Source organism: Pseudomonas plecoglossicida NBRC 103162 = DSM 15088 (assembly GCF_000730665.1).
Lineage (GTDB): Bacteria > Pseudomonadota > Gammaproteobacteria > Pseudomonadales > Pseudomonadaceae > Aquipseudomonas > Aquipseudomonas plecoglossicida.
Genome location: NZ_BBIV01000018.1, coordinates 103,440 through 127,867 on the forward strand (window position 1 = coordinate 103,440; position 24,428 = coordinate 127,867).

Annotated in this window: 26 protein-coding genes, 2 pseudogenes and 1 riboswitch; of the genes and pseudogenes, 20 read left to right on the top strand and 8 right to left on the bottom strand. The window is 62.8% G+C overall.

Features of this window, described 5'->3' with window-relative positions; all coding sequences use genetic code 11:
* The first annotated feature begins 313 nt into the window (after nt 1-313).
* Nucleotides 314-1,555 (top strand): hypothetical protein, encoded by a 1,242-nt coding sequence (locus PPL01S_RS25110; RefSeq protein WP_144062859.1) that lies wholly within the window; start codon nt 314-316, stop codon nt 1,553-1,555.
* Between the two features lie 17 nt (nt 1,556-1,572).
* Entirely contained in the window at nt 1,573-1,890 is a 318-nt protein-coding gene (locus tag PPL01S_RS12905) for a hypothetical protein (RefSeq protein WP_016392098.1), read from the top strand.
* Nucleotides 1,891-2,055: 165 nt separating this feature from the next.
* Here the strand turns inward: PPL01S_RS12905 and PPL01S_RS12910 are convergent, their stop codons facing one another.
* Nucleotides 2,056-2,445: an antiterminator Q family protein gene (locus PPL01S_RS12910; RefSeq protein ID WP_028625597.1), complete on the bottom strand. Its 390-nt coding sequence runs from the start codon at nt 2,443-2,445 to the stop codon at nt 2,056-2,058.
* Between the two features lie 4 nt (nt 2,446-2,449).
* Nucleotides 2,450-2,761, bottom strand: coding sequence for a hypothetical protein (locus PPL01S_RS25670; RefSeq protein ID WP_028625598.1), 312 nt, complete (start codon nt 2,759-2,761; stop codon nt 2,450-2,452).
* Here PPL01S_RS25670 and PPL01S_RS26040 point away from each other — a divergent pair.
* Both PPL01S_RS26040 and pbpG read left to right on the top strand, forming a co-directional pair.
* Complete coding sequence (locus tag PPL01S_RS26040; protein WP_415639441.1) at nt 2,742-3,689, top strand: tyrosine-type recombinase/integrase; 948 nt, start codon at nt 2,742-2,744, stop codon at nt 3,687-3,689. The two genes, PPL01S_RS25670 and PPL01S_RS26040, sit on opposite strands and share 20 nt — an antisense overlap.
* 130 nt (nt 3,690-3,819) lie before the next feature.
* On the top strand, nt 3,820-4,746 hold the full coding sequence (pbpG, locus tag PPL01S_RS12925) for a D-alanyl-D-alanine endopeptidase (RefSeq protein ID WP_028625599.1): 927 nt from the start codon (nt 3,820-3,822) through the stop codon (nt 4,744-4,746).
* A gap of 138 nt (nt 4,747-4,884) precedes the next feature.
* Here the strand turns inward: pbpG and PPL01S_RS12930 are convergent, their stop codons facing one another.
* Nucleotides 4,885-5,313: a hypothetical protein gene (locus PPL01S_RS12930; RefSeq protein WP_028625600.1), complete on the bottom strand. Its 429-nt coding sequence runs from the start codon at nt 5,311-5,313 to the stop codon at nt 4,885-4,887.
* A 230-nt stretch (nt 5,314-5,543) separates the two neighbouring features.
* On the opposite strand from PPL01S_RS12930, the gene PPL01S_RS12935 reads away from it, so the two are divergent.
* The 8 genes from PPL01S_RS12935 to PPL01S_RS12970 are packed head-to-tail and all read left to right on the top strand — an operon-like array spanning nt 5,544 to nt 11,599.
* Nucleotides 5,544-6,737: a PepSY-associated TM helix domain-containing protein gene (locus PPL01S_RS12935; RefSeq protein ID WP_016391184.1), complete on the top strand. Its 1,194-nt coding sequence runs from the start codon at nt 5,544-5,546 to the stop codon at nt 6,735-6,737.
* Nucleotides 6,734-7,273 (top strand): PA2404 family protein, encoded by a 540-nt coding sequence (locus tag PPL01S_RS12940; protein WP_016391183.1) that lies wholly within the window; start codon nt 6,734-6,736, stop codon nt 7,271-7,273. Before PPL01S_RS12935 ends, PPL01S_RS12940 begins: the two co-directional genes overlap by 4 nt.
* A complete protein-coding gene (locus tag PPL01S_RS12945) occupies nt 7,270-7,590 on the top strand; it encodes a hypothetical protein (RefSeq protein WP_016391182.1) in 321 nt (106 codons plus the stop codon). The genes PPL01S_RS12940 and PPL01S_RS12945 overlap by 4 nt, the downstream gene beginning before the upstream one ends.
* Nucleotides 7,587-8,171: a DUF6162 family protein gene (locus tag PPL01S_RS12950; RefSeq protein ID WP_016391181.1), complete on the top strand. Its 585-nt coding sequence runs from the start codon at nt 7,587-7,589 to the stop codon at nt 8,169-8,171. The genes PPL01S_RS12945 and PPL01S_RS12950 overlap by 4 nt, the downstream gene beginning before the upstream one ends.
* A gap of 17 nt (nt 8,172-8,188) precedes the next feature.
* A complete protein-coding gene (locus PPL01S_RS12955; protein ID WP_016391180.1) occupies nt 8,189-9,091 on the top strand; it encodes a metal ABC transporter substrate-binding protein in 903 nt (300 codons plus the stop codon).
* Nucleotides 9,088-9,837 (top strand): metal ABC transporter ATP-binding protein, encoded by a 750-nt coding sequence (locus PPL01S_RS12960; RefSeq protein ID WP_016391179.1) that lies wholly within the window; start codon nt 9,088-9,090, stop codon nt 9,835-9,837. Before PPL01S_RS12955 ends, PPL01S_RS12960 begins: the two co-directional genes overlap by 4 nt.
* A complete protein-coding gene (locus tag PPL01S_RS12965) occupies nt 9,834-10,733 on the top strand; it encodes a metal ABC transporter permease (protein ID WP_016391178.1) in 900 nt (299 codons plus the stop codon). The genes PPL01S_RS12960 and PPL01S_RS12965 overlap by 4 nt, the downstream gene beginning before the upstream one ends.
* Nucleotides 10,730-11,599: a metal ABC transporter solute-binding protein, Zn/Mn family gene (locus PPL01S_RS12970; RefSeq protein WP_016391177.1), complete on the top strand. Its 870-nt coding sequence runs from the start codon at nt 10,730-10,732 to the stop codon at nt 11,597-11,599. The genes PPL01S_RS12965 and PPL01S_RS12970 overlap by 4 nt, the downstream gene beginning before the upstream one ends.
* A gap of 42 nt (nt 11,600-11,641) precedes the next feature.
* Here PPL01S_RS12970 and PPL01S_RS12975 read toward each other — a convergent pair whose 3' ends face one another.
* The 4 genes from PPL01S_RS12975 to PPL01S_RS12990 all read right to left on the bottom strand — a co-directional run bounded on the left by PPL01S_RS12975 (nt 11,642) and on the right by PPL01S_RS12990 (nt 14,769).
* Nucleotides 11,642-12,694, bottom strand: coding sequence for a DUF1615 domain-containing protein (locus tag PPL01S_RS12975; protein ID WP_016391176.1), 1,053 nt, complete (start codon nt 12,692-12,694; stop codon nt 11,642-11,644).
* Nucleotides 12,695-12,720: 26 nt separating this feature from the next.
* Entirely contained in the window at nt 12,721-13,272 is a 552-nt protein-coding gene (locus tag PPL01S_RS12980; RefSeq protein WP_028625601.1) for a hydrolase, read from the bottom strand.
* Between the two features lie 87 nt (nt 13,273-13,359).
* Nucleotides 13,360-13,761 (bottom strand): hypothetical protein, encoded by a 402-nt coding sequence (locus tag PPL01S_RS12985; protein WP_016391174.1) that lies wholly within the window; start codon nt 13,759-13,761, stop codon nt 13,360-13,362.
* A 123-nt stretch (nt 13,762-13,884) separates the two neighbouring features.
* The gene (locus PPL01S_RS12990; RefSeq protein WP_016391173.1) at nt 13,885-14,769 is read right to left on the bottom strand and encodes a LysR family transcriptional regulator; all 885 of its coding nucleotides are present in this window, start codon (nt 14,767-14,769) and stop codon (nt 13,885-13,887) included.
* A gap of 88 nt (nt 14,770-14,857) precedes the next feature.
* On the opposite strand from PPL01S_RS12990, the pseudogene PPL01S_RS12995 reads away from it, so the two are divergent.
* A pseudogene (locus PPL01S_RS12995) lies at nt 14,858-15,220 on the top strand (alpha/beta hydrolase fold domain-containing protein); the annotation flags it as partial.
* 106 nt (nt 15,221-15,326) lie between these two features.
* Here the strand turns inward: PPL01S_RS12995 and PPL01S_RS13000 are convergent.
* The gene (locus PPL01S_RS13000; RefSeq protein ID WP_016391171.1) at nt 15,327-15,620 is read right to left on the bottom strand and encodes a DUF1330 domain-containing protein; all 294 of its coding nucleotides are present in this window, start codon (nt 15,618-15,620) and stop codon (nt 15,327-15,329) included.
* Between the two features lie 78 nt (nt 15,621-15,698).
* On the opposite strand from PPL01S_RS13000, the gene ribBA reads away from it, so the two are divergent.
* The 7 genes and pseudogenes from ribBA to PPL01S_RS13035 form a co-directional block, all read left to right on the top strand.
* Nucleotides 15,699-16,820 carry a bifunctional 3,4-dihydroxy-2-butanone-4-phosphate synthase/GTP cyclohydrolase II gene (ribBA, locus tag PPL01S_RS13005; protein ID WP_028625603.1) on the top strand — a complete coding sequence of 374 codons (1,122 nt, stop codon included), beginning with the start codon at nt 15,699-15,701 and terminating at the stop codon, nt 16,818-16,820.
* A 356-nt stretch (nt 16,821-17,176) separates the two neighbouring features.
* Nucleotides 17,177-18,202, top strand: a complete 1,026-nt coding sequence (locus PPL01S_RS13010) for a polyamine ABC transporter substrate-binding protein (protein ID WP_016391169.1) — start codon at nt 17,177-17,179, stop codon at nt 18,200-18,202.
* Complete coding sequence (locus PPL01S_RS13015; RefSeq protein WP_028625604.1) at nt 18,199-19,116, top strand: ABC transporter permease; 918 nt, start codon at nt 18,199-18,201, stop codon at nt 19,114-19,116. Before PPL01S_RS13010 ends, PPL01S_RS13015 begins: the two co-directional genes overlap by 4 nt.
* Before the next feature lie 6 nt (nt 19,117-19,122).
* Nucleotides 19,123-19,932: an ABC transporter permease gene (locus PPL01S_RS13020; protein WP_028625605.1), complete on the top strand. Its 810-nt coding sequence runs from the start codon at nt 19,123-19,125 to the stop codon at nt 19,930-19,932.
* Between the two features lie 19 nt (nt 19,933-19,951).
* Nucleotides 19,952-21,100, top strand: a complete 1,149-nt coding sequence (locus tag PPL01S_RS13025; protein ID WP_016391166.1) for an ABC transporter ATP-binding protein — start codon at nt 19,952-19,954, stop codon at nt 21,098-21,100.
* Nucleotides 21,101-21,144: 44 nt separating this feature from the next.
* A riboswitch (cobalamin riboswitch) is annotated at nt 21,145-21,350 on the top strand.
* A gap of 110 nt (nt 21,351-21,460) precedes the next feature.
* Nucleotides 21,461-23,587, top strand: coding sequence for a TonB-dependent receptor (locus PPL01S_RS13030; RefSeq protein ID WP_028625606.1), 2,127 nt, complete (start codon nt 21,461-21,463; stop codon nt 23,585-23,587).
* Between the two features lie 144 nt (nt 23,588-23,731).
* Nucleotides 23,732-24,427, top strand: a pseudogene (locus tag PPL01S_RS13035) (acetyltransferase domain-containing protein); the annotation flags it as partial.
* Between the last annotated feature and the right edge of the window lies 1 nt (nt 24,428).

The following is a 24,428-nucleotide window of genomic DNA, read 5'->3' on the forward strand; positions in this document are numbered from 1 at the left end:
AGCGTCGGGCTGCGTTCACAGCAACACACGCTGCTATGAAAACAGAGTTATTCCGCGCGGAAAAGTACTTTTTCACCATTCCCTTTTCGCTGACTGGAAAACCACATCCGGCCTCTTTAAGAATTTAGGAACAAAATAAATCGAACCAAAAGCACCAATAGAAAAAAACAATCCAACAACAATGAGTAATTGTTTTTTTTCATGCCAGTTATGCCTCAAAAACCCTGAGCTATAAATGCTTTTGTAGTAGTTGATCTAGTAGATAATCTGTTCCTGTCTTAACACATTGCCGGCCAGGCAGAGGGTGGCATCTATGCGTCAAAAAATCATGCCCATGACGTTGATTTCACTTGCTGCCGCCTTGACATCCTGCGGACTAATAGCCCCAAAAAATTCGCTTGAACGAGTGGCTAAAGATTGGAGTATGACGGTTCGCGCGAGCCAGGTCATGCCCATCTATCCATTGGAGGAGGATATTAGACCCGGTGACATTTACATTTCAAACAACTCAATTAACACCGAAATGGAAACGTGGGAAAAAAAGGGATTTCTACCTCTTGTAAATCGTTATGCTCGAATTCCAATAAGCCAAGAGCAGTACAATTATTTTTTCTCCAACAGCTTCACTCAAGTTGATCCTCCTTCATTTTATCGTCCCTCTAAAGCCGCATTTCCAAGCTACAACTTTTCAGTCGATAACCGCGGCTCGTTAGGACTTGCAATCCCACTAAATTCAGTACCTGTTGCACTCGCCGCCAGCGGTGCGCAGGGTGCTACTGGATCGGTAGTACTCAAAGATGCGACCAGCCAAGGTTTGCCGGACCAGATCATGAATGAGATCCTCTGGACTTGGGCAAACAGACAAAAAACCTCCCTTGCTTATATGGCTTCAATTAGCTCTGAGCCTACCATACTTAGAGTAATCACACGTACTTTCAGCATTCAAGGCGCCACTGTATCACTTACATTCGATGAAACTTCTGGCACTACACTTCAAGCGGGCGCCCCAGTAAGCTCCCCTGAGTTATTGAGCTCCTCAGAAGAAAATTATAAATCGCTTATAACCTATTTAAACACTCAGCTCGAGTTAAAAAAAGCAGATACAGCCCTGGGTGACACTCCCGCCGTGCCTCCCGTACCCGAAGAAGCGAGTAGCAATCCAGAAATAGCTGCCTTGCAAGCGGATATCGCAAGGGTCAACAATCTCAGAACACAGCAGCAACTTAACTCTCTGCGCGGTCAAATTACAAATCTGGAATCGCAGCGAAAATATGACGGATACGTTCTACCAGGTGGCTCGTTTAGAGTAGCAGCCCGCTCCGAGCGAGGCATCACAATGGACGAAACATTTGATAAACCACTAGTCCTCGGGTACTGGGCAACGGAGTACTTAATACTTCCTAGTGGCGGCATCATGCCAATAGGTAAAGTTGAGGATTTAATCGAAAACCCCAGACGTTACGAAGACATTAGAAAACTATCTGTTGAATTAGCTGCCAGGCAGCCCAGATCAACCACCGTCGACACTGGCAATGGAAACCCACTCACTAGGTAAACAACAGGATTACAGCCATGATTTTCGGAAGAGATGAAAATATTGTATGCAACATTCTCAACATAGCTGACACTAACGAAGACCATGCTTTTTTCGAGGCTCTGCTATCAGCCGGCGAAGCCAAATCGTGGCAACCCGTAATATTCTGGGGCAACTCGAATAAAACCTGCAAGATCCTGGTGCTTTGCAAAACATCGAATATAGCAAAGATCGTCAAGATACTTTCTGACATATCTGACGATTGGATTGAAACACGAAAGCAGCAGGCGCAAAATGCTGGATTCAATTTCTATGTCACCCCCACTGATAGCGGCTTTACCATGATTTATTACTAAACATACAGCTGCAGCCGGGCATAATGAACTTGAATATATTATTTAAAGCTCTCCCCCTTCAATTAAGTTCTGCAAATAGCGCACAACTACCAACATAGGAAGCGGGGCTTGCTAAAGCCCCCTACTTTCAGTCAGCCTCGAAACAAAGCAACTTCCATACTGACTTCAAGCTGCGACGCGTCTATCACTTACACAGCAGTCAATCCAAGCTGCGCCTGCCCTAACAAGCGCTCTCGCTTTTCCTTCGCTGATACCGTAGTGCTTGCCCACCCTCACCATCGGCCATTTGGCCCCGTAGTACAACCAGATAACATCACCCATTTGCTGATCGCGAACAGTAAGACGAGCTACTGCGTTATCTATGGCAAGGGCCCAGTCGTCGGTAATGCAATAGTTCTTGCTCGTCGAGGGCTGCGGCACCGCCTGGTGCATTAGGGCAAAGGTTGGCGACGTATAGCTTGGCATGCCCGCCCTATCCATCCGCCACCACCCCCACTGCTGCAGCAAATATTCGGTATCTCCCAATGGCCGCCCTGCTGGTTTTCGAATCATCATGGTCTCAATCCCCTGTGTAATTTGTGCCGCCTACTCCCAGGCGGTTCGATTCTTGGTAATGCTGCTCCGGGCCACCTGCCTTGCATGGATTCTTTAGCCTGTCGATCTCGTTCTCTGCGTCTTGAAGCTTGAAACTCAGTTGCGTCACTAACTCGTCCATCGAAAGCACCAACCTGGAACCTTCGACGAGCCAACCTGAGCCGTTGCAATCCGCACATACCAATTCATAAAACACTCCCTTTACGACCGCCCTACCCCTGCAAACCGGACATTGAACCAGGTCAAGGAGCCATGCCGTGCGCGCCACCTTGCGCAAGTCATGGCTCGACCATTCGCGGCTGGCCAAGCGACGGAACACCGACGCGGCCTGGCTGGCACTCATGGATTGCCCTTTGCGACCAGGGAACAGATATTTTCCGGTGGCAGTGACGCCCATGGTGCTGAGGGAGGTGGTCGCAAGGACCGAATGGAAGAGCCCGACAGTCAAACGCGCCGCAATCGCCCGGGTCAAGGCGATGTTCCGCGCGGCGGTTTATGACGAAGTGGTGGACAGGAACCCGGCGGCGTCGATTCAACTGCCGCAGAAAAGTAAAAAACAAGTCGACCCGTGCACCGTTGAAGAGGCCGACGCCGTGATCGGATGGATGTACGCGAACTTCTCGCGGTGCAACCAGGTGTTCGCCGCTTTCTACGAGTTCGCGTTCTACACCGGCATGCGCACAGGCGAAATCATGGCCCTGCGTTGGGACGAGATTGACTTGGAAAAGAAGACCGCACACATCTGCCGGATCGTGGTTGAGAGGCAGGTCGTCGAGCGCACCAAGACGAAGTACACCCGGACTGTCATGCTGAACAGCCGAGCCATCTCCGCGCTGGAAAGGGCCAAGGAGATCGCCCACTACCGGGCGGTCCAGAAGCGCCGGGTGTCGGCAACCTCTCCCTATGTGTTCCAACCTTCCGGGCGCTCGCCGCACATGAAAGGTCCAACCACACCAGGCGGTCACTTCAACGAGGCAGTGGAAAGTTTGGGCATTCGTTCAAGGCCCCAGTACAACTGCCGACACACCTATGCCACGATGTGCCTCATGTCTGGAATGAACCCCGCATTCATCGCTGGCCAACTTGGACACTCGGTGCAGGTCCTGCTCACCACCTACGCGAAATGGCTAAACTCTGCCAACGATTGGTCCGAATTGGCCAAGCTCGAAAGTGCGCTAATTGGTACAGAATTGGTACAGGATTAAATTTCGTTCACGTTGCGCCCTTTAGATATAAGGCATTCGACAGCAGTTCAGCCATACTCCAGAATGCAAGCGTTTTTAGGGGGAAACCCTTGCACAGCCAACGACATACCAACTTTTAGTGAGCCTCAACGTGAAAACATCCCTGTCCATCCTCAGCCTGCTGCTGTTGCTCACAGGAACTGCGACCCTCCCGTCGACCGCTGCTGCACAACCCCCGACCCAGGTTCAACGCGACCCTTCCAAGCTGCACCTGGCTTCCGGCAGCGCCCTGCTGATCGACCTGAACACCAACCAGGAACTGTATTCGAGCCACGCCGACCGCGTGGTGCCCATTGCCTCGGTCACCAAGCTGATGACCGCGATGGTGGTGCTGGATGCCAAGCAGCCCATGGACGAAATGCTCACCATGACCATTGCCAACAACCCGGACATGAAAGGTGTCTATTCCCGGGTGCGTCTTGGCAGCGAGCTCGATCGCCGCGAGACCTTGCTGATCACGCTGATGTCGTCGGAAAACCGTGCTGCCACCACCCTGGCCAACCACTACCCCGGGGGCTATCCGGCGTTCATCAAGGCCATGAACGCCAAGGCCCGCAGCCTGGGCATGAGCCATACCCGCTATGTCGAGCCGACCGGCCTGTCGACGCAGAACGTGTCCACCGCACGCGACCTCGGCAAGCTGCTGATGGCTTCGCGCAAATACCCGCTGTTGAGCGAGCTGTCGACCACCCGCGAAAAGACCGTAGCGTTTCGCAAGCCCAACTACACGCTGGGCTTTCGCAACACCGACCACCTGGTCAACAAGAGCAACTGGGACATCAAGCTGACCAAGACCGGCTTCACCAATGAAGCAGGCCATTGCCTGGTGCTGTTGACCCGCATGGACGACCGCCCAGTGGCCATGGTGATCCTCGACGCCTTCGGCAAGTACACCCACTTCGCCGATGCCAGCCGCATGCGCCAGTGGCTGGAAACCGGCGCAGCCAAGCCGGCACCGGCGGTGGCGATGCAGTACAAGTCGGATCGGCAGACCAAGACCCGGCTGGCGACCGAGTAAAACGCGGGATCGGGCTTGCCGGAGGCCCCATCACCGGCAAGCCGGCTCCCACAGTCAAGGCGCGGCTTTCGAAGCCTGTGGTGGACCTGTGGGAGCCGGCTTGCCGGCGATAGGGCACCCCGCGCCTGCACGGCAAACCTAGGCCTGGGTGCTGACCATCCCGCCAGCACTGTTGCCGCCGGTCTTCTGCAAGGCTTCGAGCAACTGCGCGGTAGCCTGCAGAATCTCGCCATTGAGCGTGGCGATGCTCGCCTGCTTGGCCCCTACCGCCGCCAGCTTGGACGTCTCGTCCATCTTCTGCGCCATCAGTGCCGCCAGCTGCTTCTGCTCCTCGACCAACTGCTGCTGCAGTTTCTTGATCATCTCACGCAGCTGCTTGATGTGCGCGGGCTCGCTACTCGCTTCGCTGCCCTGTGCGCCTTGCGCCTGGTCACTGCCGCGCAGCTTCGAGGTGTCGGCCTGAACGGTCTTGCCCTGGCCCTCTTCAACCTTCTCGGTCTCACTGGCCATAACAGCCGTAGGAGCCGGCGACACGGCGCCGATGGAGATTGCTGCAATACCTGTCATGTGTTTGTCCCTGCGTTGAAATGAGTCCTTGCGTTGGCCTTCCTATCGGCCGCCCTGTGCAGACCTTTAGTGCCAGCAGCCCCCCTCGCCATGACGCCTTGCCAGTTTTGTTGCGTCTTGAAACATCTGCTTGCACTTAACCTTGCAGGATTTTCATTCTCATTCGTCTTTATAAATGCAGCCCCAGCGGTTGGGCCTGTGCTCGACCCTCCTTTTCAGAAGACCGACCGATGGCCAAATCACCGAAAAAATCCAAGTCCAGATTGTGGTTCCTGGTCCACAGCTGGCTCGCCCTGCCGATCTGGTTCTTCGTGCTGATCGTCTGCTTCACCGGCATGCTCGCGGTGGTCAGCCAGGAAATCGTCTGGCTGGCCAACCCCGATGTGCGGGCCAGCAAGCCGGACGACAACGCCGAACGCCTGAGCTTCCAGCAAGTGCTCGATGCCCTGCACAAGGCCGAACCGGACCTGGTGGTCCGCTCGCTGCGTCAGCCCGACGGCTCGCACTTCGCCCTCAATGCCGGCGTGACCTACCCCGATGGCAGCAGCCCCACGCTCTACGTGAACCCGTACACCGGAGCGATCCAGGGCAAGGTCCCGGACTTCAACTTCGAGGCCTTCACCCGTGCCCTGCATGGCTGGTGGCTGGTGCCCTTCACCAACGGTTTCAGCTGGGGCTGGTACCTGGTCTCGTTGCTCGGCCTGCCGATGCTGGCGTCGTTGGTGACGGGGCTGGTGGTGTACAAGAAATTCTGGAAAGGGTTTTTCAAGCCGGTGCGCACCGGCCACGGGCCACGCATCTTCTGGGGCGACCTGCATCGCCTGGCCGGGGTCTGGTCGATCTGGTTCATCGCGGTCATTTCCATCACCGGCACCTGGTTCCTGATCCAGGCCATCCTGTTCGACAACCACATCTCGATTTCCAGCGAACCGATCGTGCCGGTGATCGCCCGCGAGGACGTGCCGCAAACCGCCGATGGCAGCCCGGCGCCGCGCATCGACGTGGATGAGGCAGCGCGCCTGGCGGGCCTTGCGGTGCCGGGCCTTGAGGTCAACTTCATCATGCTGCCGGCCACCGCCTACAGCCATATCACCCTGGGCGGCCCCGGCTGGTACCCGCTGATGCTCCAGAGCGCCAGCGTCAACCCCTACACCCGCAACGTCGACAGCCAGTTCGTGATCAGCGACCGCTCCACCCTGGAGTTCGTCACCGAGTCCATGCGACCGCTGCACACCGGCGACTTTGGCGGCCTGCCGATCAAGCTGATCTGGTTCTTCTTCGGCCTGGTCCTGACCCTGATGGTGTTCAGCGGCCTGCTGATCTGGACCAAGCGCACCGCCCAGGCCACCGCCGCCGCCCTCAAGCGCAGCGAGCGCACGCCACGCAAGGCCCACAGCGACACCACCGTGGAGATCCGCCCATGAGCCAGGCCCCTGCCCTGCCCGCCAGCCCGCTCAAGCAGTGGTGGCTGAAGTGGCGCTTCCACCTGAATATCCTGCTGATCCTCGTCCCGCTGGGCTTCATGCCCAAGTACTTTGCCGATGCCGCGCTGTTTCGCGGCGATGCTGGCCTGGGCGCCAACCCGATCAGCGACATCCAGGTCGGCCCCTACCGCCTCGACCTCGCCGAACTGCGCAACGAAGCCCCCCGCGCCGACGGCCCGGCCGGTTACTTCAAGAGCTTCAACGCCGCCCTGTGCAAGGCCTGCATCAATGATGTGAAGGCGGTCTACCTGCGCATCGGCAAGCCCCGCAGTCTGCGCGCCGCCGGCACCATCTTCTTCGGTGCGCCGTACCGCATGGGCACCAACCTGCCGATACCGCCCCGCACCCGGCCCGATGCCGAGGTGTGGATCACCATCGAAGGCTGGGATGGCAGCCTGCACCAGGCGTCGGTCCCTCTGGCCAAGGCGTCCCCCGCCACTGTGACCTGGCTCGAAAAACAAGGAGGCAAGAAATGAAGCACCTGATGCGCAGGTTCGCCCTGCCCCTGCTGGCCCTGGCTGCAAGCCCGGCGCTGGCCCATAACCCGATGTGCGAATGCGAAGAGGTCGCGGGCGGCGAGGTCAAATGCACCGGCGGTTTCTCCGATGGCAGCGGCGCGCCGGGGGTGACCCTGGATGTGATCGGCTACGACGAGCAAGTGCTGGTTGGTGGCAAGCTCGGCCAGGACTCGACCCTGACCTTCAAGCGCCCCGACGGCGAGTTCTACGTACTGTTCGACGCCGGCCCCGGGCACGTGGTGGAAGTCGACCATGCCGACATCGCGCAGCCATGAGCGGCCCGAGCCCCAGCCGTACCCAGGTGGTACGCCCCGCCGGTGCCGGGCATGAAACCCTTTATGTGCTGCTGGTCAGCCTGCTGATCCTCGCTGTTGCCAGCTCTGTGGTGCTGCTGCGTGGCGAGCGTGAGGACGAACAGGCCATCGCCAGCCACCAGATCGATGCGCGCCGCGACCTCAGCGCCGCCGAGCAGGGCATCTACACCGACCTGCGGGTGGCGTTCGACGAGATCCAGCTATTGCGCGAAGAAAACGCCGAAGTGCCCGCCGTGGACGCGCTGGCCGAAGAAGGCCTGCCGCCGTTCGTGGTGGACGCCGGCAGCCAGAGCCGGGGGCGCCACCAGTGGTCGTGGCTGCCGACCGGCGCCTACCTGGGCCTGAGCCAGGCGCCGGCGATCGCCGGCAGCTTTCTGCTGATCTTGCCGGGCGACGGCAACGGCCAGGCCGATGTCTGGCTACGCCGTGACAGCGCGGCGCTGGCCCCGGACGACCTCGGCCAGGCTGCGCTGATCGCGGCGGGCTGGCAGCAGGTTGTCAGCCATTACGACGCCGGGGTCACCCGCGAACACCGTCACTGAACTCAAGGAATTTCTTCATGTTCCGTTCCGCCCTCGCCCTGCTGCTGGCCTGCGCCTTCCCCGTGCTGGCCCTGGCCGATACCGGCAAACCCCTGCGCATCGGTATCACCCTGCACCCTTACTACAGCTACGTGAGCAACATCGTCGGCGACAAGGCCGAAGTGGTACCGCTGATCCCGGCGGGCTTCAACCCGCACGCCTACGAGCCACGGGCCGAGGACATCAAGCGCATCGGCACCCTGGACGTGGTGGTGCTCAACGGCGTCGGCCATGACGACTTCGCCGACCGCATGATCGCCGCCAGCGAAAAGCCCGACATCAAGACCATCGAGGCCAACCAGAACGTGCCACTGCTGGCGGCCACCGGCATCGCCGCCCGCGGCGCCGGCAAGGTGGTCAACCCGCACACCTTCCTGTCGATCAGCACCACCATCGCCCAGGTCAACAACATCGCCCGCGAACTGGGCAAGCTCGACCCGGACAACGCCAAGTTCTACACGCAGAACGCCCGGGCCTATGCCAAGCGCCTGCGCGCCCTGCGCGCCGAGGCCCTGGCCAAGGTCAGCGAAGCACCCGATGCCACCTTCCGCGTGGCCACCATCCACGCCGCCTACGACTACCTGGTGCGCGACTTCGGCCTGGAAGTGACCGCGGTGGTCGAGCCGGCCCACGGTATCGAGCCGAGCCCGGCACAACTGAAGAAGACCATCGACCAGCTCAAGGCGCTGGACGTCAAGGTGATCTTCTCGGAGATGGATTTCCCCTCGGCCTATGTCGAGACCATCCAGCGCGAATCCGGCGTACGCCTGTACCCGCTGACGCACATTTCCTATGGCGAATACACCCAGGACAAGTACGAAGTGGAGATGAAGCGCAACCTCGACACCGTGGTCCGCGCCATCCAGGAGAACCGCGCATGACCGCCGCCGCCCACCTTGTCACGCCCGGTGGCCCACGCATCGACTTTGCCGGCATCGACCTGACCCTGGGCCGCACGCGCATCCTCGAACAGGTCAGCTTCAGCGTCGCCGCCGGCAGCGTGCATGCCATCGTCGGGCCCAATGGCGGGGGCAAGAGTTCGCTGATCAAGACCCTGCTCGGGCAGATGCCGCACCAGGGCCAGCTGACCCTGCACTGGCCCGGCGAGCGCCAGGTAGTCGGCTACGTCCCCCAGGCGCTGGAGTTCGACCGTGGCCTGCCGATGACCGTGGACGACTTCATGGCTGCCATGTGCCAACGGCGCCCGGCCTTCCTTGGCCTGTCGCGCCACGTGCGTCCGGCCGTGGACGCAGCGCTGGCGCAGGTGGGCATGCTCGACAAACGCAAGCGGCGCATGGGCGCGCTGTCCGGAGGCGAGCGCCAGCGCGTGCTGCTGGCCCAGGGCCTGATCCCCGAGCCGCAGTTGCTGGTGCTCGACGAGCCCATGTCGGCCCTCGATGAAGCCGGCATCCAGGTGTTCGAGCAGCTGTTGCTGAGCTGGCGCCTGGCCGGCACCACCGTGCTGTGGATCGAACATGACCTGGAGGCGGTCTTGCGCCTGGCCGACCGGGTCACAGGGCTGAGCCGCCGGGTGCTGTTCGACGCCCCACCCGCCCAGGCCCTGACCCCCGAGCGCCTGCTCGGCCTGTTCTCCGTCAACCCGCGCAGCGAGAGCCTTGCCCGATGAGCTATGAAGCATTTCGCCAACTGGTCCAGGAATGGGCCAGTGCTGGCTACCTGCCGGAGGCACTGGCCTACGGCTTCGTGATCAACGCGCTGCTGGCCGGGTTGATGATCGGCCCGGTGCTGGGCGGGCTGGGCACCCTGGTGGTGGTCAAGCGCTTTGCCTTCTTCTCCGAGGCCGTCGGCCATGCCGCACTCACCGGCGTTGCCATCGGCATCCTGCTCGGCGAGCCGTACACCGGCCCGTATGGCAGCCTGTTCGGCTACTGCCTGCTGTTCGGCCTCCTGCTCAACTTCCTGCGCAACCGCACCGGGCTGTCGCCGGACACGCTGATCGGCGTGTTCCTTTCGGTGTCGCTGGCACTTGGCGCCAGCCTGCTGCTGATGCTGGCCGGCAAGATCAACGTGCACATCCTCGAGAACGTGCTGTTCGGTTCGGTGCTGACCGTCAGCGCCCAGGACCTGGTGGTGCTGGGCATCGTCGCGGTGCTGGTGCTGGCATTGGCCCTGCCGCTGTACAACCGCATCATGCTGGCCAGCTTCAACCCGCAGCTGGCGGCGGTGCGCGGGGTGGCGGTGAAGACCCTGGACTACCTGTTCGTGGTGCTGGTGACCCTGGTCACCGTGGCCTCGGTGAAGGTGATCGGGGCGATCCTGGTCGGTGCCCTGCTGGTGATTCCGGCCGCTGCCGCACGGCTGGTCAGCCAGTCGCTCAAGGGGTTTTTCTTCATCGCGGTGCTGATCGCCACCTTGAGCACGTTGCTGGGCATCCTGCTGCCGATCATGTTCGACCTGCCAGTACCGTCCGGCGCCGCGATCATCCTGGTGGCGGGTATCTGCTTCGCCCTCGCCGCCCTGGCCCGCGCACTCGTTCCACGCCTGCAAGGAAACCCGGCATGAACCTCAAACATCTGACCCTGGCCCTGACCTTGGCCAGCCTGCCCTCGCTGGCGGGCGCCACGCAAGTGCTGACCACCCTGCCCGTGACCCACAGCCTGGCCACTGCTCTGCTTGCCGGCACGTCGGTGCAGCTCACCCGCGCAGCCCCCGCCAACCTGCCGGCCAGCCGCCAGCCGGCGTACTTCAGCAGCCGTGGTGGCGCCAGCCTGGCCAAGGCTGCGCAGCAGGCGGATGCAGTGATTGGCGTGCGGTCCATCTGGCGCGACGACCCGCTGTATCCGATGGCCAGGCGCAGCAACATCCGGATCGTCGAGATCGACGCCGCACGCCCGGTAGACGGCGCATTACCGGGCATCGCCGTGAGCGGCGACGATGCCTACGCGGCCTACCCCTGGCTCAACCCGAGCAATCTGGGGCGCATGGCCGATGTGCTGGCCAATGATCTGGAGCGCCTGGCACCGGTCGATCAGGCCCGGATCCAGGGCAACCTGGCGGGGCTCAAGCGCCAGTTGCTGGCGTTGACGGCCGACAGCCAGACCAAGCTGGCGCAGGTCGACAACCTGTCGGTGGTCAGCCTGTCCGAGCGCCTGGGCTACCTGGCCAGCGGGCTGAACCTGGATGTGGTGCAACAGCCGCTGCCCGCCGAGGGCAAGTGGGATGAGGCGGCGCTCAAGGCGTTGGGCGACAACTTGAAGGAGCAGGATGTGGCACTGGTGCTCGACCACCGGCAGCCGGAGGCAGCGGTGGTCGAGGTGATCAAGGCCAGCGGGGCGAAGCTGCTGGTGGTGGAGAGTGATCCGGAGGATGCGGTGGCCGGTTTGAAGGCCAGTGTCGATCAGGTGGTCGGGGCATTGAGCGAGGGTTGATGCTGTTTGCACTGGCCCTATCGCCGGCCAGCCCAGGCAAACCTAGCGCTTCATGCAGCGCTGGTATCGCTCGTCCACCCGCCCGGCAAACCACGCCGTGGTCAGCTTGCGGGTAATCTTCGGGCTCTTCAGCTCGATCCCCGGCAGCACCGCCCGCGGCACCGGCTTGCCCGCCGCCGCATCGGCCAAGGCGAACACCCCGCTGTACAACTTGCTGTCCTCGAACGCCAGGCGATCACCTTTCTCCAGCTGGCTACGGATCTGCGTATTGCGCAACCCCAGCTTGACGCCCAGCTTGCGCGCCGCCTGCTCGGTGCTGCCGGGCATGATCGACCCGGGCGCGATCAAGTCACCATCAAGCGCCAGCCGAGTCCCCGTCGCCTTGCTCAACGCCGCCTGGAACGCGGCATTGCGGCTGGCGTACCAGCCAGCGTTGAAATCGGCGAAGCGGTAGAGCTGGCGCTCGTAGTTGGCCGGGTAACCGAGCAAGTGGGCGATGCCAAAGTACATGCCGCCTCTGCGGGTGAAGACTTCCTGCCGAATCGTCCCGTCGTAGGCGTAGGGATAATCCTTGGCATGCTGTTCGGCGAATTCGATACTGACCTGCATCGGCCCCCCGGTATGCACCGGGTTGAGGCCACCGAGCAAGCTCTTGCCCAACGGCAAGCGGGCGATGAACTCGTCGAACAGCGCGCTCAGCTCCTTCTCGCTGCGCACCGCGAGCAAGCGCTGCTGGTAGGTCTTGCCGTTGCCTGAAGTCGTGTTCAATGCACCGTCGACCAGCAAGCGCGGCACATGCATGCGCGCCGCGCGGCGGTCGATTTCCTCGCGGGCGATACGGCCAAGGTTGGGCACCTGCGGGTCGGCACTGAACGTCGATTCCTGCTCGGTCACCGCCAGCACCGCACACAGGTTGCTCTTGCTCGGCGCGATGCGCTGGGCCTCGAACGCCTGCTGGATATCCTTGGCCCAGCCTTCGCGGTCCTTGGCCTGGGCAGGCAGCAGGCGCAGCAGCTGGGCGCGTACCTTGGCAGGGTCGGCCTCGGGTTCTTCCTCACGGCGCCCGACGCAGCCTTGCAACAGCGCCAGGGCCATCAGGCCCGCCGCGATTAACCGAGCGTTCAGGGCTGGTCACCGACCATGTAAGTCTTGCTGATATGTCGGAACCGAGGATGGCTGGCATTGCCCAGCAGTTCGAACAGAACCATCTCGCGGGTCACCAACTGGGCGCCCGCCTGGGCCATGCGCGCGAGCCCGGCAGCCTTGTTGGCCGGTGTGCGGCTGTCGCACACGTCCTCGACCACGCACACCTGCTTGCCCAGGTGCAGCAGACCGAGCACGGTCTGCAGCACGCATACATGGGTTTCCATGCCGCAGACGATCACCTGCTCGCGCGCCAGCAGGCTGTCGGGCAAGCACTGGGCCGCCACGCAGGAAAAATGGGTCTTCTCCACCACCTCGGCGCTCGGCGCGACCGCCAGCAGTTCAGGCAGCGTGTGGCCCAGGCCCTTTGGGTACTGTTCGGAAATCACGGTCGGCAGTTCCAGGTCGGCGCATGCCGCCAGCAACCAGCGCGCGCGTGCGCGCATGCCGTCAGGGTCGCTCATGGCGCCGATGAGTTTTTCCTGGATGTCGACGACCAGCAGCGTGGTCTTGTGAGGATCGATCAGCATTGTCTGCCTCTTGCCTGGGAAAACGCCTAGCCTCCATCAGGCAAGCGGCGACGTCAATCAGGCGCTCAGGCAATGCGCTTGGGGACTTCACGCATCCCGCAGCAAGTCATGCGCATCCAGCAAGCGGAACGCGACCTGCGGATTACGTTCCAGCCCACGCCTTATGGCGGCAGGAATCGACTGCCGGGTCTTGCGACACAGCCCGATCTGGGCATCGAGTTCGATGACGATGCCGCGCATGGTACGGACTTCGTTGAACCCCGGTTCTATATGCACCCGAATGCCAAGGTTCTCGAACATCCGCGCCTGCAGGCGCCGCAGGTCTTCCAGGTCCTTGAGGTTTTCCAGACGTTCGATCAGGCGCTTTTCTTCCTGCCGGGTGAGCAGCAGGATGCGCTGGGCCGCTGGCGGGGATTCGGCCAGGTTCTCGCGGCCGCAGTCGCAGGCGCCAGGGGGGCAGGGTTGGCGGAGTGGGGGCGGTGTGCTCATGGGGCAAGCATAGCCTGATCTGGCCTCATCGCCGGCAAGCCGGCTCCCACAGGGACGCCACTGAGCCTGATGTGGGAGCCGGCTTGTCGTGGCGACGAACCGCGGCGATAAGGCCCTCGAAGACTAGAGCTGCGCCAACCGTTCTCGCAAAAACCCGACAAACCCTTGCACCGGCCTCGCCACCTGCCGATGCTGCGGATACACCGCCGACAACTGCAAGGCCGGCGGCGCCCAGTCGTCCAGCAGCGTCACCAATCGCCCCTCGGCCAATGCCTGCCCGACGATGAAGGTCGGCAGGTAGGTCACCCCCATCCCGGCGATCGCCGCATCGCGAAGCATCTCCCCGTTGTTGGCACGCATCCGCCCGCTCACGGCGATGGCCTGGGCCTTGCCGGCGTGCCTGAACTGCCACTGCACCTGCCGTGAATGCCCATAAGGCAAGCAGTCATGCCCGGCCAGCTCAGCAGGCCGACGCGGCACGCCCCGCGCTTTCAGGTAGGCAGGGCTCGCACAGTACACCCGCTCGACATCGGCGATGCGCCGCGCGATCAGGCTCGAGTCCTCCAGCGCACCGATGCGCAAGGCCAGGTCATAACCCTCGCCGATCAAGTCCACGGCGCGGTCGCTGAGGTCCACCTCCACATCTACCTGCGGGTGCAGTTGCAGGAACTCAGTCAGCAGGCAGCCCAGGTGCGCCATGGCGAACGACAGCGGCGCACTCAGGCGCAAGGTGCCACGCAAGGCCTGGGTCTGGCCGCTGATGTCCTGCTCGACCTGCTGCACCTCGCCCAGCAGGCGCAATGCCGACTGGTAGTAGTGCTGGCCCAGCGGCGTGGCGTCCAGGCGCCGGGTAGAGCGGTTGAGCAGGCGCACGCCAAGGCGCTCCTCCAGTTGCATCAGGCGCCGGCTGACCGATTGCTTGGACATGCCCAGGCGGTCGGCGGCGGCAGTGAAGCTGCCGGCGTCCATGACCTGGGCAAAGATGCGCATGTCTTCGTACGGGTTCATTGTCTCGCTCTTGGTGACAGTCAAACGCTTTATAGCGGCTTTTTCCCGTCTACGCAGCCCCCTACTCTACGCATAGGTCGCAGCGATGGCATCGTACAAGCAGTTTGCCGAGGGGCACTTCCTGACCACCGGAATGATGAAGTGGTTCTGGGACAACTACACCACGGATGCCAAGGCGCGCGAACAGATCTACACCTCGCCGCTGCGGGCCACTACGGAGCAGCTAAAGGGCTTGCCACCGGCGCTGGTGCAAACGGCCGAGTTCGATGTGTTGCGCGATGAAGGTGAGGCTTATGCGCGCAAGCTGGATGCGGCTGGCGTGACGGTGACGTCGGTGCGCTACAACGGGATGATTCATGACTACGGGTTGCTCAACCCGTTGAATCAGGTGCCGGCGGTGAAGGCAGCGATGCGCCAGGCGGCTGCCGAACTGAAGGTACATCTTCACTGACCCCATCGCTGGCAAGCCAGCTCCTACAGGTACCCCATCCGCCTCAAGAGCGGTGGCCTACCCCTGTGGGAGCCGGCTTGCCGGCGATGAGGCCTTCAGCAACAGCTCAAGGCTCAAACCCTTCCACGATGATCACCTCAGCCTTCGCCACCCCTTGCCGGTGGCTGCAGGCGTCCTGATACAGCTCAGACCGATAGCAGGCCACCGCCTGCTCATACGATTCGAACTCGATCACCACACTGCGCTGCGGCGTGGGCCGCCCTTCCATCGCCTCGCTACGCCCGCCCCTGGCCAGAAACCGCCCGCCGAAAGCCGCAAACGCCGCCGGCGCACGCTGGGTGTACTGCTGGTACTGCTCCGGGTCGGTCACGTCCACATGGGCGATCCAATAGGCTTTCATCCGCTGCTCTCCTGTCGCAAAACTATTTGTGTATGATGGTATACCATAAAAACCACCCCATCACCGTGAGCGTGCAGCATGGCATTCAACAGCATCGAAGAACTCCTCGAGGACTACCGGCAAGGCAAGATGGTGCTGCTGGTGGACGACGAAGACCGGGAAAACGAAGGCGACCTGCTGATCGCCGCCGAGCGCTGTGACGCTCAAGCCATCAACTTCATGGCCCGCCAGGCGCGTGGCCTGATCTGCCTGACACTGACCGACGATCACTGCCAGCGCCTGGGCCTGGAGCAGATGGTGCCGGCCAATGGCAGCGCGTTCAGCACCGCCTTCACCGTCTCCATCGAAGCCGCCACGGGCGTCACCACCGGCATCTCCGCCGCCGACCGGGCGCGGACCGTGGCGGCGGCCATGGCACCGAACGCCCGCCCCGAAGACCTGGTTCAGCCCGGCCACATCTTCCCCCTGCGCGCCCGCGAAGGCGGCGTGCTGACCCGCGCCGGGCACACCGAGGCCGGTTGCGACCTGGCGCGCCTGGCCGGTTTCACCCCGGCGTCGGTGATCGTCGAAGTGCTCAACGACGACGGCACCATGGCCCGGCGGTCGGACCTTGAAGTGTTCGCCGCCGAGCATGGCATCAAGATCGGCACCATCGCCGACCTCATCCACTACCGCCTGAGCACCGAGCAGACCATCAAGCGCATCGGCGAGCGCGAACTGCCGACCGTGCATGGCACCTTCCGCCTGGTCACCTACGAGGACCGCATCGAAGGGGGCGTGCACATGGCCATGGTCATGGGCGATATCCGCCGCGAGCAGCCGACCCTGGTGCGTGTGCATGTGATCGACCCACTGCGCGACCTGGTCGGGGCCGAATACGCAGGGCCGGCCAACTGGACGCTGTGGGCGGCGCTGCAGAAGGTCGCGGAGGAAGGTACCGGGGTGGTGGTGATCCTGGCCAACCATGAGTCCTCGCAGGCCTTGCTGGAACGGGTGCCGCAGCTGACCCAACCCGTACGGCCCTACCAGCGTGGCCAGTCGAAGGTGTATTCGGAAGTCGGGACCGGCGCGCAGATACTGCAAGACCTGGGCGTGGGCAAGCTGCGCCACCTGGGCCCGCCGCTCAAGTACGCGGGCCTGGCCGGATATGAGCTGGAAGTGGTGCAGAGCATTGCGTTCGAGCCGGGGATGGTTGGCTGATCGCCTGGCATTGAACCCAGTGGTTTCCCTGTGGTTTCCCTGTGGAAGCCGGCTTGCCGGCGATAGGGCCCGAACAGGCAGCACAAGTAGGTTGTCTGCACCGGCCTCATCGCCGGCAAGCCAGCTCCCACAAGAGGGGGCGCGCCGGCTTCCGGATCCGAGTGATGGCCGGTAGCCTCATCCCTCTTGCGAAAAGTTTGGAATACCATAATATGATATCCCGTAGACCTTGAATCGACAGGCCGCCTACACTCAAGAAACGGCCACCCGCACATTGTCAAAGCTGCTCCCCGAATACTGTTGGCGGGCACACACCCAGCCCCGCCTCGAATAACAAAAGCAACGAGGGCGTAATCATGCTGTTGAGCAAACGTGTAACCGCAGTGCTGTCCGCCAGCCTGCTGACCCTGGCCTGCCAGGCCGCCCAGGCCGCCGACAGCCTCAACTTCGTCAGTTGGGGCGGGACCACCCAGGACGCCCAGAAAGAAGCGTGGGCCGTACCCTTCAGCAAAGCGACCGACATCAAGGTCGTCCAGGACGGCCCCACCGACTACGGCAAGCTCAAAGCCATGGTCGAAAGCGGCAACGTGCAATGGGACGTGGTCGACGTCGAAGCCGACTTCGCCCTGCGTGCCGCCAGCGAAGGCCTGCTCGAACCGCTCGATTTCAACACCATCCAACGCGACAAGATCGACCCGCGCTTTGTCTCCGACCATGGCGTCGGTTCGTTCTTCTTCTCCTTCGTGCTCGGCTACAACGAAGGCAAGCTCGGCGCCAACAAGCCGGTGGACTGGACCGCGCTGTTCGACACCAAGACCTACCCCGGCAAACGCGCCCTGTACAAGTGGCCGAGCCCCGGCGTGCTGGAACTGGCCCTGCTGGCCGACGGAGTAGCCCCTGACAAGCTCTATCCGCTGGACCTGGACCGCGCCTTCAAGAAACTCGACACCATCAAGAAGGACATCGTCTGGTGGGGCGGTGGCGCGCAGTCGCAGCAACTGCTGGCCTCCGGTGAAGCCTCGCTCGGCCAGTTCTGGAACGGCCGCGTCTATGCCCTGCAGCAAGACGGCGCGCCGGTCGGCGTGAGCTGGAAACAGAACCTGGTCATGGCCGATTTTCTGGTCATCCCCAAAGGCGCCAAGAACAAGGACGCGGCCATGAAGTTCCTGGCCAACGCCAGCAGCGCCGAGGGCCAGGCCGAGTTCGCCAACAAGACCGCCTACGCCCCGGTGAACGTCGACAGCGTGGCCAAGCTGGACAAGGACCTTGCGCAGAACCTGCCGACCGCCTATGCCCAGGACCAGGTCACCCTGGACTTTGCCTACTGGGCGAAGAACGGCCAGGCCATCGCCGCGCGCTGGAATGAGTGGCTGGTGAAATGAAAGTCGCCATCAACGCCCTGCACAACGCGCAAGGTGCCCCCACGGGCACCGGCGCCCCGGGAGCGGTCCCTCGCCGCGAACCGATGAGCCGCCGCTGGAAAGGCAGCCGCAACCTGCTGCCGGCCCTATTGTTCCTCGGCTTGTTCTTCTTCGCGCCGCTGATCGGCCTGCTGCTGCGCGGCGTGCTGGAGCCCGTGCCGGGGCTGGGCAACTACGAGCAACTGTTCGCCAACTCGGCCTATGCGCGGGTGCTGTTCAACACCTTCTCGGTGGCCGGCGTGGTCACCCTGATCAGCGTGCTGCTGGGCTTCCCGCTGGCCTGGGCGATCACCCTGGTGCCCAAGGGCTGGGGCCGCTGGCTGCTGAACATCGTGCTGCTGTCGATGTGGACCAGCCTGCTGGCGCGCACCTACTCGTGGCTGGTGCTGCTGCAGAGCTCGGGGGTGATCAACAAGGTGCTGATGGCCCTGGGCATCATCGACACGCCGCTGGAGATGGTGCACAACCTGACCGGCGTGGTGATCGGCATGAGCTACATCATGATCCCGTTCATCGTGCTGCCGCTGCAGGCGACCATGCATGCCATCGACCCGATGGTGCTGCAGGCCGGCTCCATCTGCGGCGCCAGCCCCTGGACCAACTTCTGGAAGGTGTTCCTGCCGCTGTGCCGCTCGGGGCTGTTCTCCGGTGCGTTGATGGTGTTCGTGATGTCGCTCGGTTACTACGTGACCCCGGCCCTGCTCGGCGGTGCGCAGAACATGATGCTGCCCGAATTCATCATCCAGCAGGTGCAGTCGTTCCTCAACTGGGGCCTGGCCAGCGCCGCCGCCGCACTGCTGGTGGTCATCACCCTGGTGCTCTTCTACCTGTACCTGAAGCTGCAGCCGGAATCCCCGGTCGGCAACGCGAGGTAATCCGCCATGCTGCTTTCACCCCATGCCATGGGCCGCCCGCTGCGCACCGGCCTGTACCTGACCACCGGGGTCATCGCCGCGTTCCTGCTGCTGCCGGTGGTGTTCATCGTGCTGCTGTCGTTCGGCTCGTCCCAGTGGCTGGTGTTCCCGCCACCGGGCTGGACCTTCAAGTGGTACGCGCAGTTCTTCGCCAACCCGGAGTGGATGGACGCCGCGCTGGCCAGCCTCAAGGTAGCCTTGCTGACCACCCTGTTCGCCGTGCTGCTGGGCCTGCCCACCGCCTTCGCCCTGGTGCGAGGCCGCTTCCCCGGCCGCGAGATGCTCTACGGCCTGTTCACCATGCCGATGATCGTGCCGCTGGTGATCATCGCGGTGGCGGTCTACGCGCTGTTCCTCAAGCTCGGCTACACCGGCACGCTGTTCGCCTTCGTGGTCAGCCACGTGATCGTCGCCCTGCCCTTCACCATCATCTCGATCATCAACTCGCTGAAGCTGTTCGACCAGTCGATCGAGGATGCCGCGGTGATCTGCGGTGCTTCGCGCCTGCAGGCGATCTTCAAGGTGACCTTCCCGGCCATTCGCCCCGGCATGATCGCCGGTGGCCTGTTCGCCTTCCTGGTCTCGTGGGACGAGGTGGTGCTCAGCGTGATGATGGCCAGCCCCGACCTGCAGACCCTGCCAGTCAAGATGTGGACCACCCTGCGCCAGGACCTGAGCCCGGTGATCGCCGTCGCTTCGACGCTGCTGATCGGCCTGTCGCTGCTGGTCATGATAATTGCCGCCGCCTTGCGCCGGCGTAGCGAAGTCAACGCCTGAGTGCCCGGAGACAATAACAATGAGTGCAGTGATCAAAGACAACGCGCACGACAAGACCCTGGTCAGCCTGCGCGGCCTGAACAAGCACTACGGCGATTTCACCGCCGTGGACAACCTGGATCTGGAGATCCAGGACGGCGAGTTTCTCACCTTCCTCGGCTCCAGCGGCTCGGGCAAGTCCACCACCCTGTCGATGCTGGCCGGTTTCGAAACGCCAAGCAGCGGCGAGATCCTGGTCGAGGGCCAGTCGCTGGTCAACGTGCCGCCGCACAAGCGTGACATCGGCATGGTGTTCCAGCGCTACTCGCTGTTCCCGCACCTGAACGTGCGCGACAACATCGCCTTCCCGCTGGCTATCCGCAAGCTTGGCACCGCCGAGATCAACAAGCGCGTCGACGCCATGCTCAAGCTGGTGCAGCTGGAGAAATTCGCCCACCGCAAGCCTTCGCAGATGTCTGGCGGGCAGCAGCAGCGCGTGGCGATTGCCCGCGCCCTGGTGTACGAGCCGCGCATCCTGCTGATGGACGAACCGCTCGGCGCGCTGGACAAGAAGCTGCGCGAAGACCTGCAGGATGAACTGCGCCAGCTGCACCGTCGCCTGGGCATCACCATCGTCTACGTCACCCACGACCAGGAAGAAGCCATGCGCCTGTCCCAGCGCATCGCCATCTTCAGCCACGGCAAGATCGTCGGCCTGGGCAGCGGCTACGACCTCTACCAGAACCCGCCGAATGCCTTCGTCGCCTCGTTCCTGGGCAATTCCAACTTCCTGCGGATCAAGGCCAGCAGCCACGGTGCAGGCAGCTTCGAGGGGCAGTCGGTTGCCATCCGCCTGACACCCGGGCTTGCCGCCGGGCAGGACGCACTGATCATGGTGCGCCCGGAAAAAGCCCTGGCCCTGACCGTCGAGCAGGCCGCACGCGAACCTCTGCCGGCGGGCTGGAACGAAGTCATTGCCAAGGTCGGTGAAGTGTTGTTCCTCGGCGAAAGCCAGACCTGCCATGTCATGACCCCAGGCGGCACCGAACTGACGGTCAAGGCGTTGTCTGCAGCGGGCATGCCGATGCAGCCGGGCGACACGGTGAAGGTACGCTGGGCGGTGGCCGATGCCTGCATCTACACCGAGTGGGCCGAGAGCGACTTGAGCAAGGCGGCGGGCGCCCACTGAGGCGCACGCCAGTAAACGATTGACGCGCGCGCCGACCAATGGTCAGATGCGCGCCAGTTTCAGGTGTCCTGCGCCGCCGTGCGCAGGGTGAAACGGGAAGCCGGTGAGTCGTGGTCCACGACAAGTCCGGCGCTGCCCCCGCAACGGTAAGCGAGCGATGCCTTCGACACACCACTGTGCACGTGCATGGGAAGGTGAAGGCCTCATGACCCTCGCAAGCCCGGAGACCGGCCTGAAGCTTCACTTGGCAACCCGCGGTGGGCGGGCGCAGGCCGGTATCCGCGTGCGCGCCTGCGTGCGCGGCTCGCCTTTTGCGTGTTTTCCACCGGGATCCATTCATTCCTGCAGCAGTGGAACGACATGTCCCGTCTATTCAAGCTTCACCCGCTGGCGGCCTGCCTGGCCGTCTCCTTCCCGGCCTTGGCCGACGAGCACGACAGCCAGGTGCTGGCACTGCCTTCAACTGCCATTACCGATACCCGCGATGAACAGCGCATCGACCTCGCCACACCGACCGAGGCAGGCTCGCGCCTGAACCTCAGTGCCCTGGACACCCCGGCCAGCACCAGCAGCATCACGGCCGAGCAGATCCAGCAGCGCAACAACCTCACCGTGCAGGACGCTGTGACCCGCTCGCCGGGCATCAGCTTCATCGGCAACCCGGGCGATGGCGGCACCGGCCTGTCGGCGCGCGGTTTCAGCGGGCATGGCTCGGCGATGACCCTGTTCGACGGCGCGCGCCTGTACACGGGGGCCGGTACCCAAACGTTCCCGGTCGACCCGTGGATGGTCGAGCGCATCGATGTGATCCGTGGCCCGGCCTCGGTGCTGTACGGCGAGGGCGCCACGGGTGCTGTGGTCAACGTCATTCCGAAAAAGCCCTTCGCCGGTGAAATCCACAACCACCTGCGCCTGGGCTACGGCTCCTGGGACCGCCAGCAACTGGGCCTGGACAGCGGCGGCAGCCTCGACGAGCGGCTGAGCTACCGCCTCACCCTGAACCAGCAAGCCGGCAACGGCTGGGTCGACCGCACCGATTCACGCAGCCTGGCCCTCAGCGCCGCGCTGCGTTTCGACGCCAGCGACGAGCTGAGCTTTACCCTGGCCCATGATCGCGGCGATGCCGAGCCTGCCAACTACTACGGCACACCGCTGATCGACGGCCACTACCGCAGCAGCCTGCGCAAGAAGAACTACAACATCGACAACGACGTGCAGCGCTACCACGACGAATGGACCCGCCTCACCACCGACTGGGTCATCAGCGACCAGGTCAGCGCCAGCAACCAGCTCTACTACATCAAGAGCCGTCGCCACTGGCGCAACGCCGAGGACTACCGCTGGGACGCCGAACGCGAGCAGTTGCTGCGCCAGAGTTACCTGGAGATCAAGCACAACCAGGAGCAGATCGGCGACCGCCAGACCTTCACCTTCGACCATTCGCTGTTCGGCCTGGCCAGCAAGACACTGGTGGGTGCCGAGTACAACAAGGTGCGTTTCAACGTCGACAGCAATGCGCCGTACAACGACATCGGCGGCGATTACATCGACCCGTGGCAACCCGCGCCCGGTTGGTTCCACAGCGCCTCGCCCCTGCGCCCGCAGACCCTGTCCAGCACCCACAGCTTCGCCCTGTTCGCCGAGAATCGCCTGCAGCTGAGCGAGCGCCTTTCGCTGGTGACCGGCGTGCGCCGCGACCAGCATCACATCGACCGCGACAACCTCACCGACGGCACCCGCAGCGACCGCAGCCTGCAAGGCGGCAACTGGCGCGCTGGATTGGTGTATGCGCTCAGCGATGACCTGTCGCTGTATGGCCAGTACTCCACCAGCGAGGATGGCGTGAACAACCTGGTCAGCCTCAGCCCGGCGCAGATGCACTACGACCTGACTGAAGCGAAGCAGACCGAACTGGGGCTCAAGCAGCGCTTCTGGGAAGGTCGGGGCGAATGGACGCTGGCGGCTTACCACATCGTCAAGAAAAAGCTGTTGGTGGATGACCCACTGACCCATGAGCCGCAGCAGGCCGGGCAGCAGACGTCCGACGGCCTTGAGGCGACGTTGGAGCTTGCCCTGGGTCAGCAGTGGCAGGTCTCGGCCAATGCCGCGGTGGTGCGTGCCAAGTACGACGACTTCGATGAGACGGTCGGCGGCGTGGCCCAGGACCGCAGCGGTAACCGCCCGGCCAACGTGCCACGGCGAACCGCCAACCTGTGGCTGAGCAAAGGCTTCGGTCAGCAAGTGGACGCCGGTATCGGCGCGCGTTATGTGGACGAACGCTTCAGCGACAGCGCCAACACGCAGAGCGCGCCGGGGTACACCGTGATCGATGCCAACCTGGGCTGGCAGGTGCTGCCGGATGTGCGGTTGGGGCTGCAGGTGAACAACCTGTTCGACCGCGAGTACGTGACGTCGGCGTTCAGTGGCACGCAATGGCTGATGGGCGCGCCGCGGTCGTATTTTGCGACGGTGGATTACAGCTTCTGAATAGGCGCTGGTTGTTCTGACGCTATCGCCGGCAAGCCGGCGATAGGGCCGGTACGAACAGCACAAAAATAATCTACATACCATCGCAAATAAAGTAATAACATAACGTTTCTTTTGATATTGATTCCCGCCTGCGAAGCCTTCATGACAAGCATACCCACTCCCCTGCTCACCCAGCGCCTGCAGAGCATCGACGCCCTGCGCGGCCTGGTCATCCTGTTCATGCTGCTCGACCATGTACGCGAAACCTTCTTCCTGCACCGCCAGGTCAGCGACCCGATGACGATCGATGCCACCGACCCGTCGCTGTTCGCCGGCCGCACCCTGGCCCACCTGTGCGCGCCGGTGTTCGTGTTGCTCACAGGCCTGTCCGCCTGGCTCTACGGCGAAAAGTACCAAGGCCGCGCCGACGTTTCGGCCTTCCTGTTCAAACGCGGGCTGTTTCTGGTGGTGCTGGAGTTCACCCTGGTGAACTTCGCCTGGACTTTCCAGCTGCCGCCCAGCGTCATCTACCTGCAAGTGATCTGGGCCATTGGTATCAGCATGATCGCCCTGTCGCTGCTGGTGTGGCTGCCGCGTCCGGCACTGCTCGCCGTCGGTGCCCTGATCGTCGCCGGGCACAACCTGCTCGATGGCCTGCACTTCGGCGTCGAATCGGCGATGCACGTGCCATGGGCGATCCTGCATGACCGTGGTTGGCTGGAGGTTTCCGAGCAACTGCGTCTGCGCACCTCCTACCCCGTGCTGCCGTGGATCGGCGTGATCGCTTTGGGCTATGGCCTCGGCCCTTGGTTCGCCCGTGGCCGCGATGCGCAACAACGCCAACACCAGTTGCTGCTGG

Excerpts from the sequence above, each read along its gene's own strand:
- PPL01S_RS13020 (WP_028625605.1), top strand. The coding sequence starts at position 19,123 with ATGCTGCTTTCACCCCATGCCATGGGCCGCCCGCTGCGCACCGGCCTG.
- ribBA (WP_028625603.1), top strand. The coding sequence starts at position 15,699 with ATGGCATTCAACAGCATCGAAGAACTCCTCGAGGACTACCGGCAAGGC.
- PPL01S_RS12950 (WP_016391181.1), top strand. The coding sequence starts at position 7,587 with ATGAGCGGCCCGAGCCCCAGCCGTACCCAGGTGGTACGCCCCGCCGGT.
- PPL01S_RS12935 (WP_016391184.1), top strand. The coding sequence starts at position 5,544 with ATGGCCAAATCACCGAAAAAATCCAAGTCCAGATTGTGGTTCCTGGTC.
- PPL01S_RS12970 (WP_016391177.1), top strand. The coding sequence starts at position 10,730 with ATGAACCTCAAACATCTGACCCTGGCCCTGACCTTGGCCAGCCTGCCC.
- PPL01S_RS12955 (WP_016391180.1), top strand. The coding sequence starts at position 8,189 with ATGTTCCGTTCCGCCCTCGCCCTGCTGCTGGCCTGCGCCTTCCCCGTG.
- PPL01S_RS13025 (WP_016391166.1), top strand. The coding sequence starts at position 19,952 with ATGAGTGCAGTGATCAAAGACAACGCGCACGACAAGACCCTGGTCAGC.
- PPL01S_RS25110 (WP_144062859.1), top strand. The coding sequence starts at position 314 with ATGCGTCAAAAAATCATGCCCATGACGTTGATTTCACTTGCTGCCGCC.
- PPL01S_RS12940 (WP_016391183.1), top strand. The coding sequence starts at position 6,734 with ATGAGCCAGGCCCCTGCCCTGCCCGCCAGCCCGCTCAAGCAGTGGTGG.
- PPL01S_RS12960 (WP_016391179.1), top strand. The coding sequence starts at position 9,088 with ATGACCGCCGCCGCCCACCTTGTCACGCCCGGTGGCCCACGCATCGAC.
- PPL01S_RS12980 (WP_028625601.1), bottom strand. The coding sequence starts at position 13,272 with ATGCTGATCGATCCTCACAAGACCACGCTGCTGGTCGTCGACATCCAG.
- PPL01S_RS12990 (WP_016391173.1), bottom strand. The coding sequence starts at position 14,769 with ATGAACCCGTACGAAGACATGCGCATCTTTGCCCAGGTCATGGACGCC.
- PPL01S_RS12910 (WP_028625597.1), bottom strand. The coding sequence starts at position 2,445 with ATGATGATTCGAAAACCAGCAGGGCGGCCATTGGGAGATACCGAATAT.
- PPL01S_RS12985 (WP_016391174.1), bottom strand. The coding sequence starts at position 13,761 with ATGAGCACACCGCCCCCACTCCGCCAACCCTGCCCCCCTGGCGCCTGC.
- PPL01S_RS12975 (WP_016391176.1), bottom strand. The coding sequence starts at position 12,694 with ATGGCCCTGGCGCTGTTGCAAGGCTGCGTCGGGCGCCGTGAGGAAGAA.
- PPL01S_RS13010 (WP_016391169.1), top strand. The coding sequence starts at position 17,177 with ATGCTGTTGAGCAAACGTGTAACCGCAGTGCTGTCCGCCAGCCTGCTG.
- PPL01S_RS12945 (WP_016391182.1), top strand. The coding sequence starts at position 7,270 with ATGAAGCACCTGATGCGCAGGTTCGCCCTGCCCCTGCTGGCCCTGGCT.
- PPL01S_RS12905 (WP_016392098.1), top strand. The coding sequence starts at position 1,573 with ATGATTTTCGGAAGAGATGAAAATATTGTATGCAACATTCTCAACATA.
- PPL01S_RS12965 (WP_016391178.1), top strand. The coding sequence starts at position 9,834 with ATGAGCTATGAAGCATTTCGCCAACTGGTCCAGGAATGGGCCAGTGCT.
- PPL01S_RS13015 (WP_028625604.1), top strand. The coding sequence starts at position 18,199 with ATGAAAGTCGCCATCAACGCCCTGCACAACGCGCAAGGTGCCCCCACG.
- PPL01S_RS12930 (WP_028625600.1), bottom strand. The coding sequence starts at position 5,313 with ATGACAGGTATTGCAGCAATCTCCATCGGCGCCGTGTCGCCGGCTCCT.
- PPL01S_RS13030 (WP_028625606.1), top strand. The coding sequence starts at position 21,461 with ATGTCCCGTCTATTCAAGCTTCACCCGCTGGCGGCCTGCCTGGCCGTC.
- PPL01S_RS13000 (WP_016391171.1), bottom strand. The coding sequence starts at position 15,620 with ATGAAAGCCTATTGGATCGCCCATGTGGACGTGACCGACCCGGAGCAG.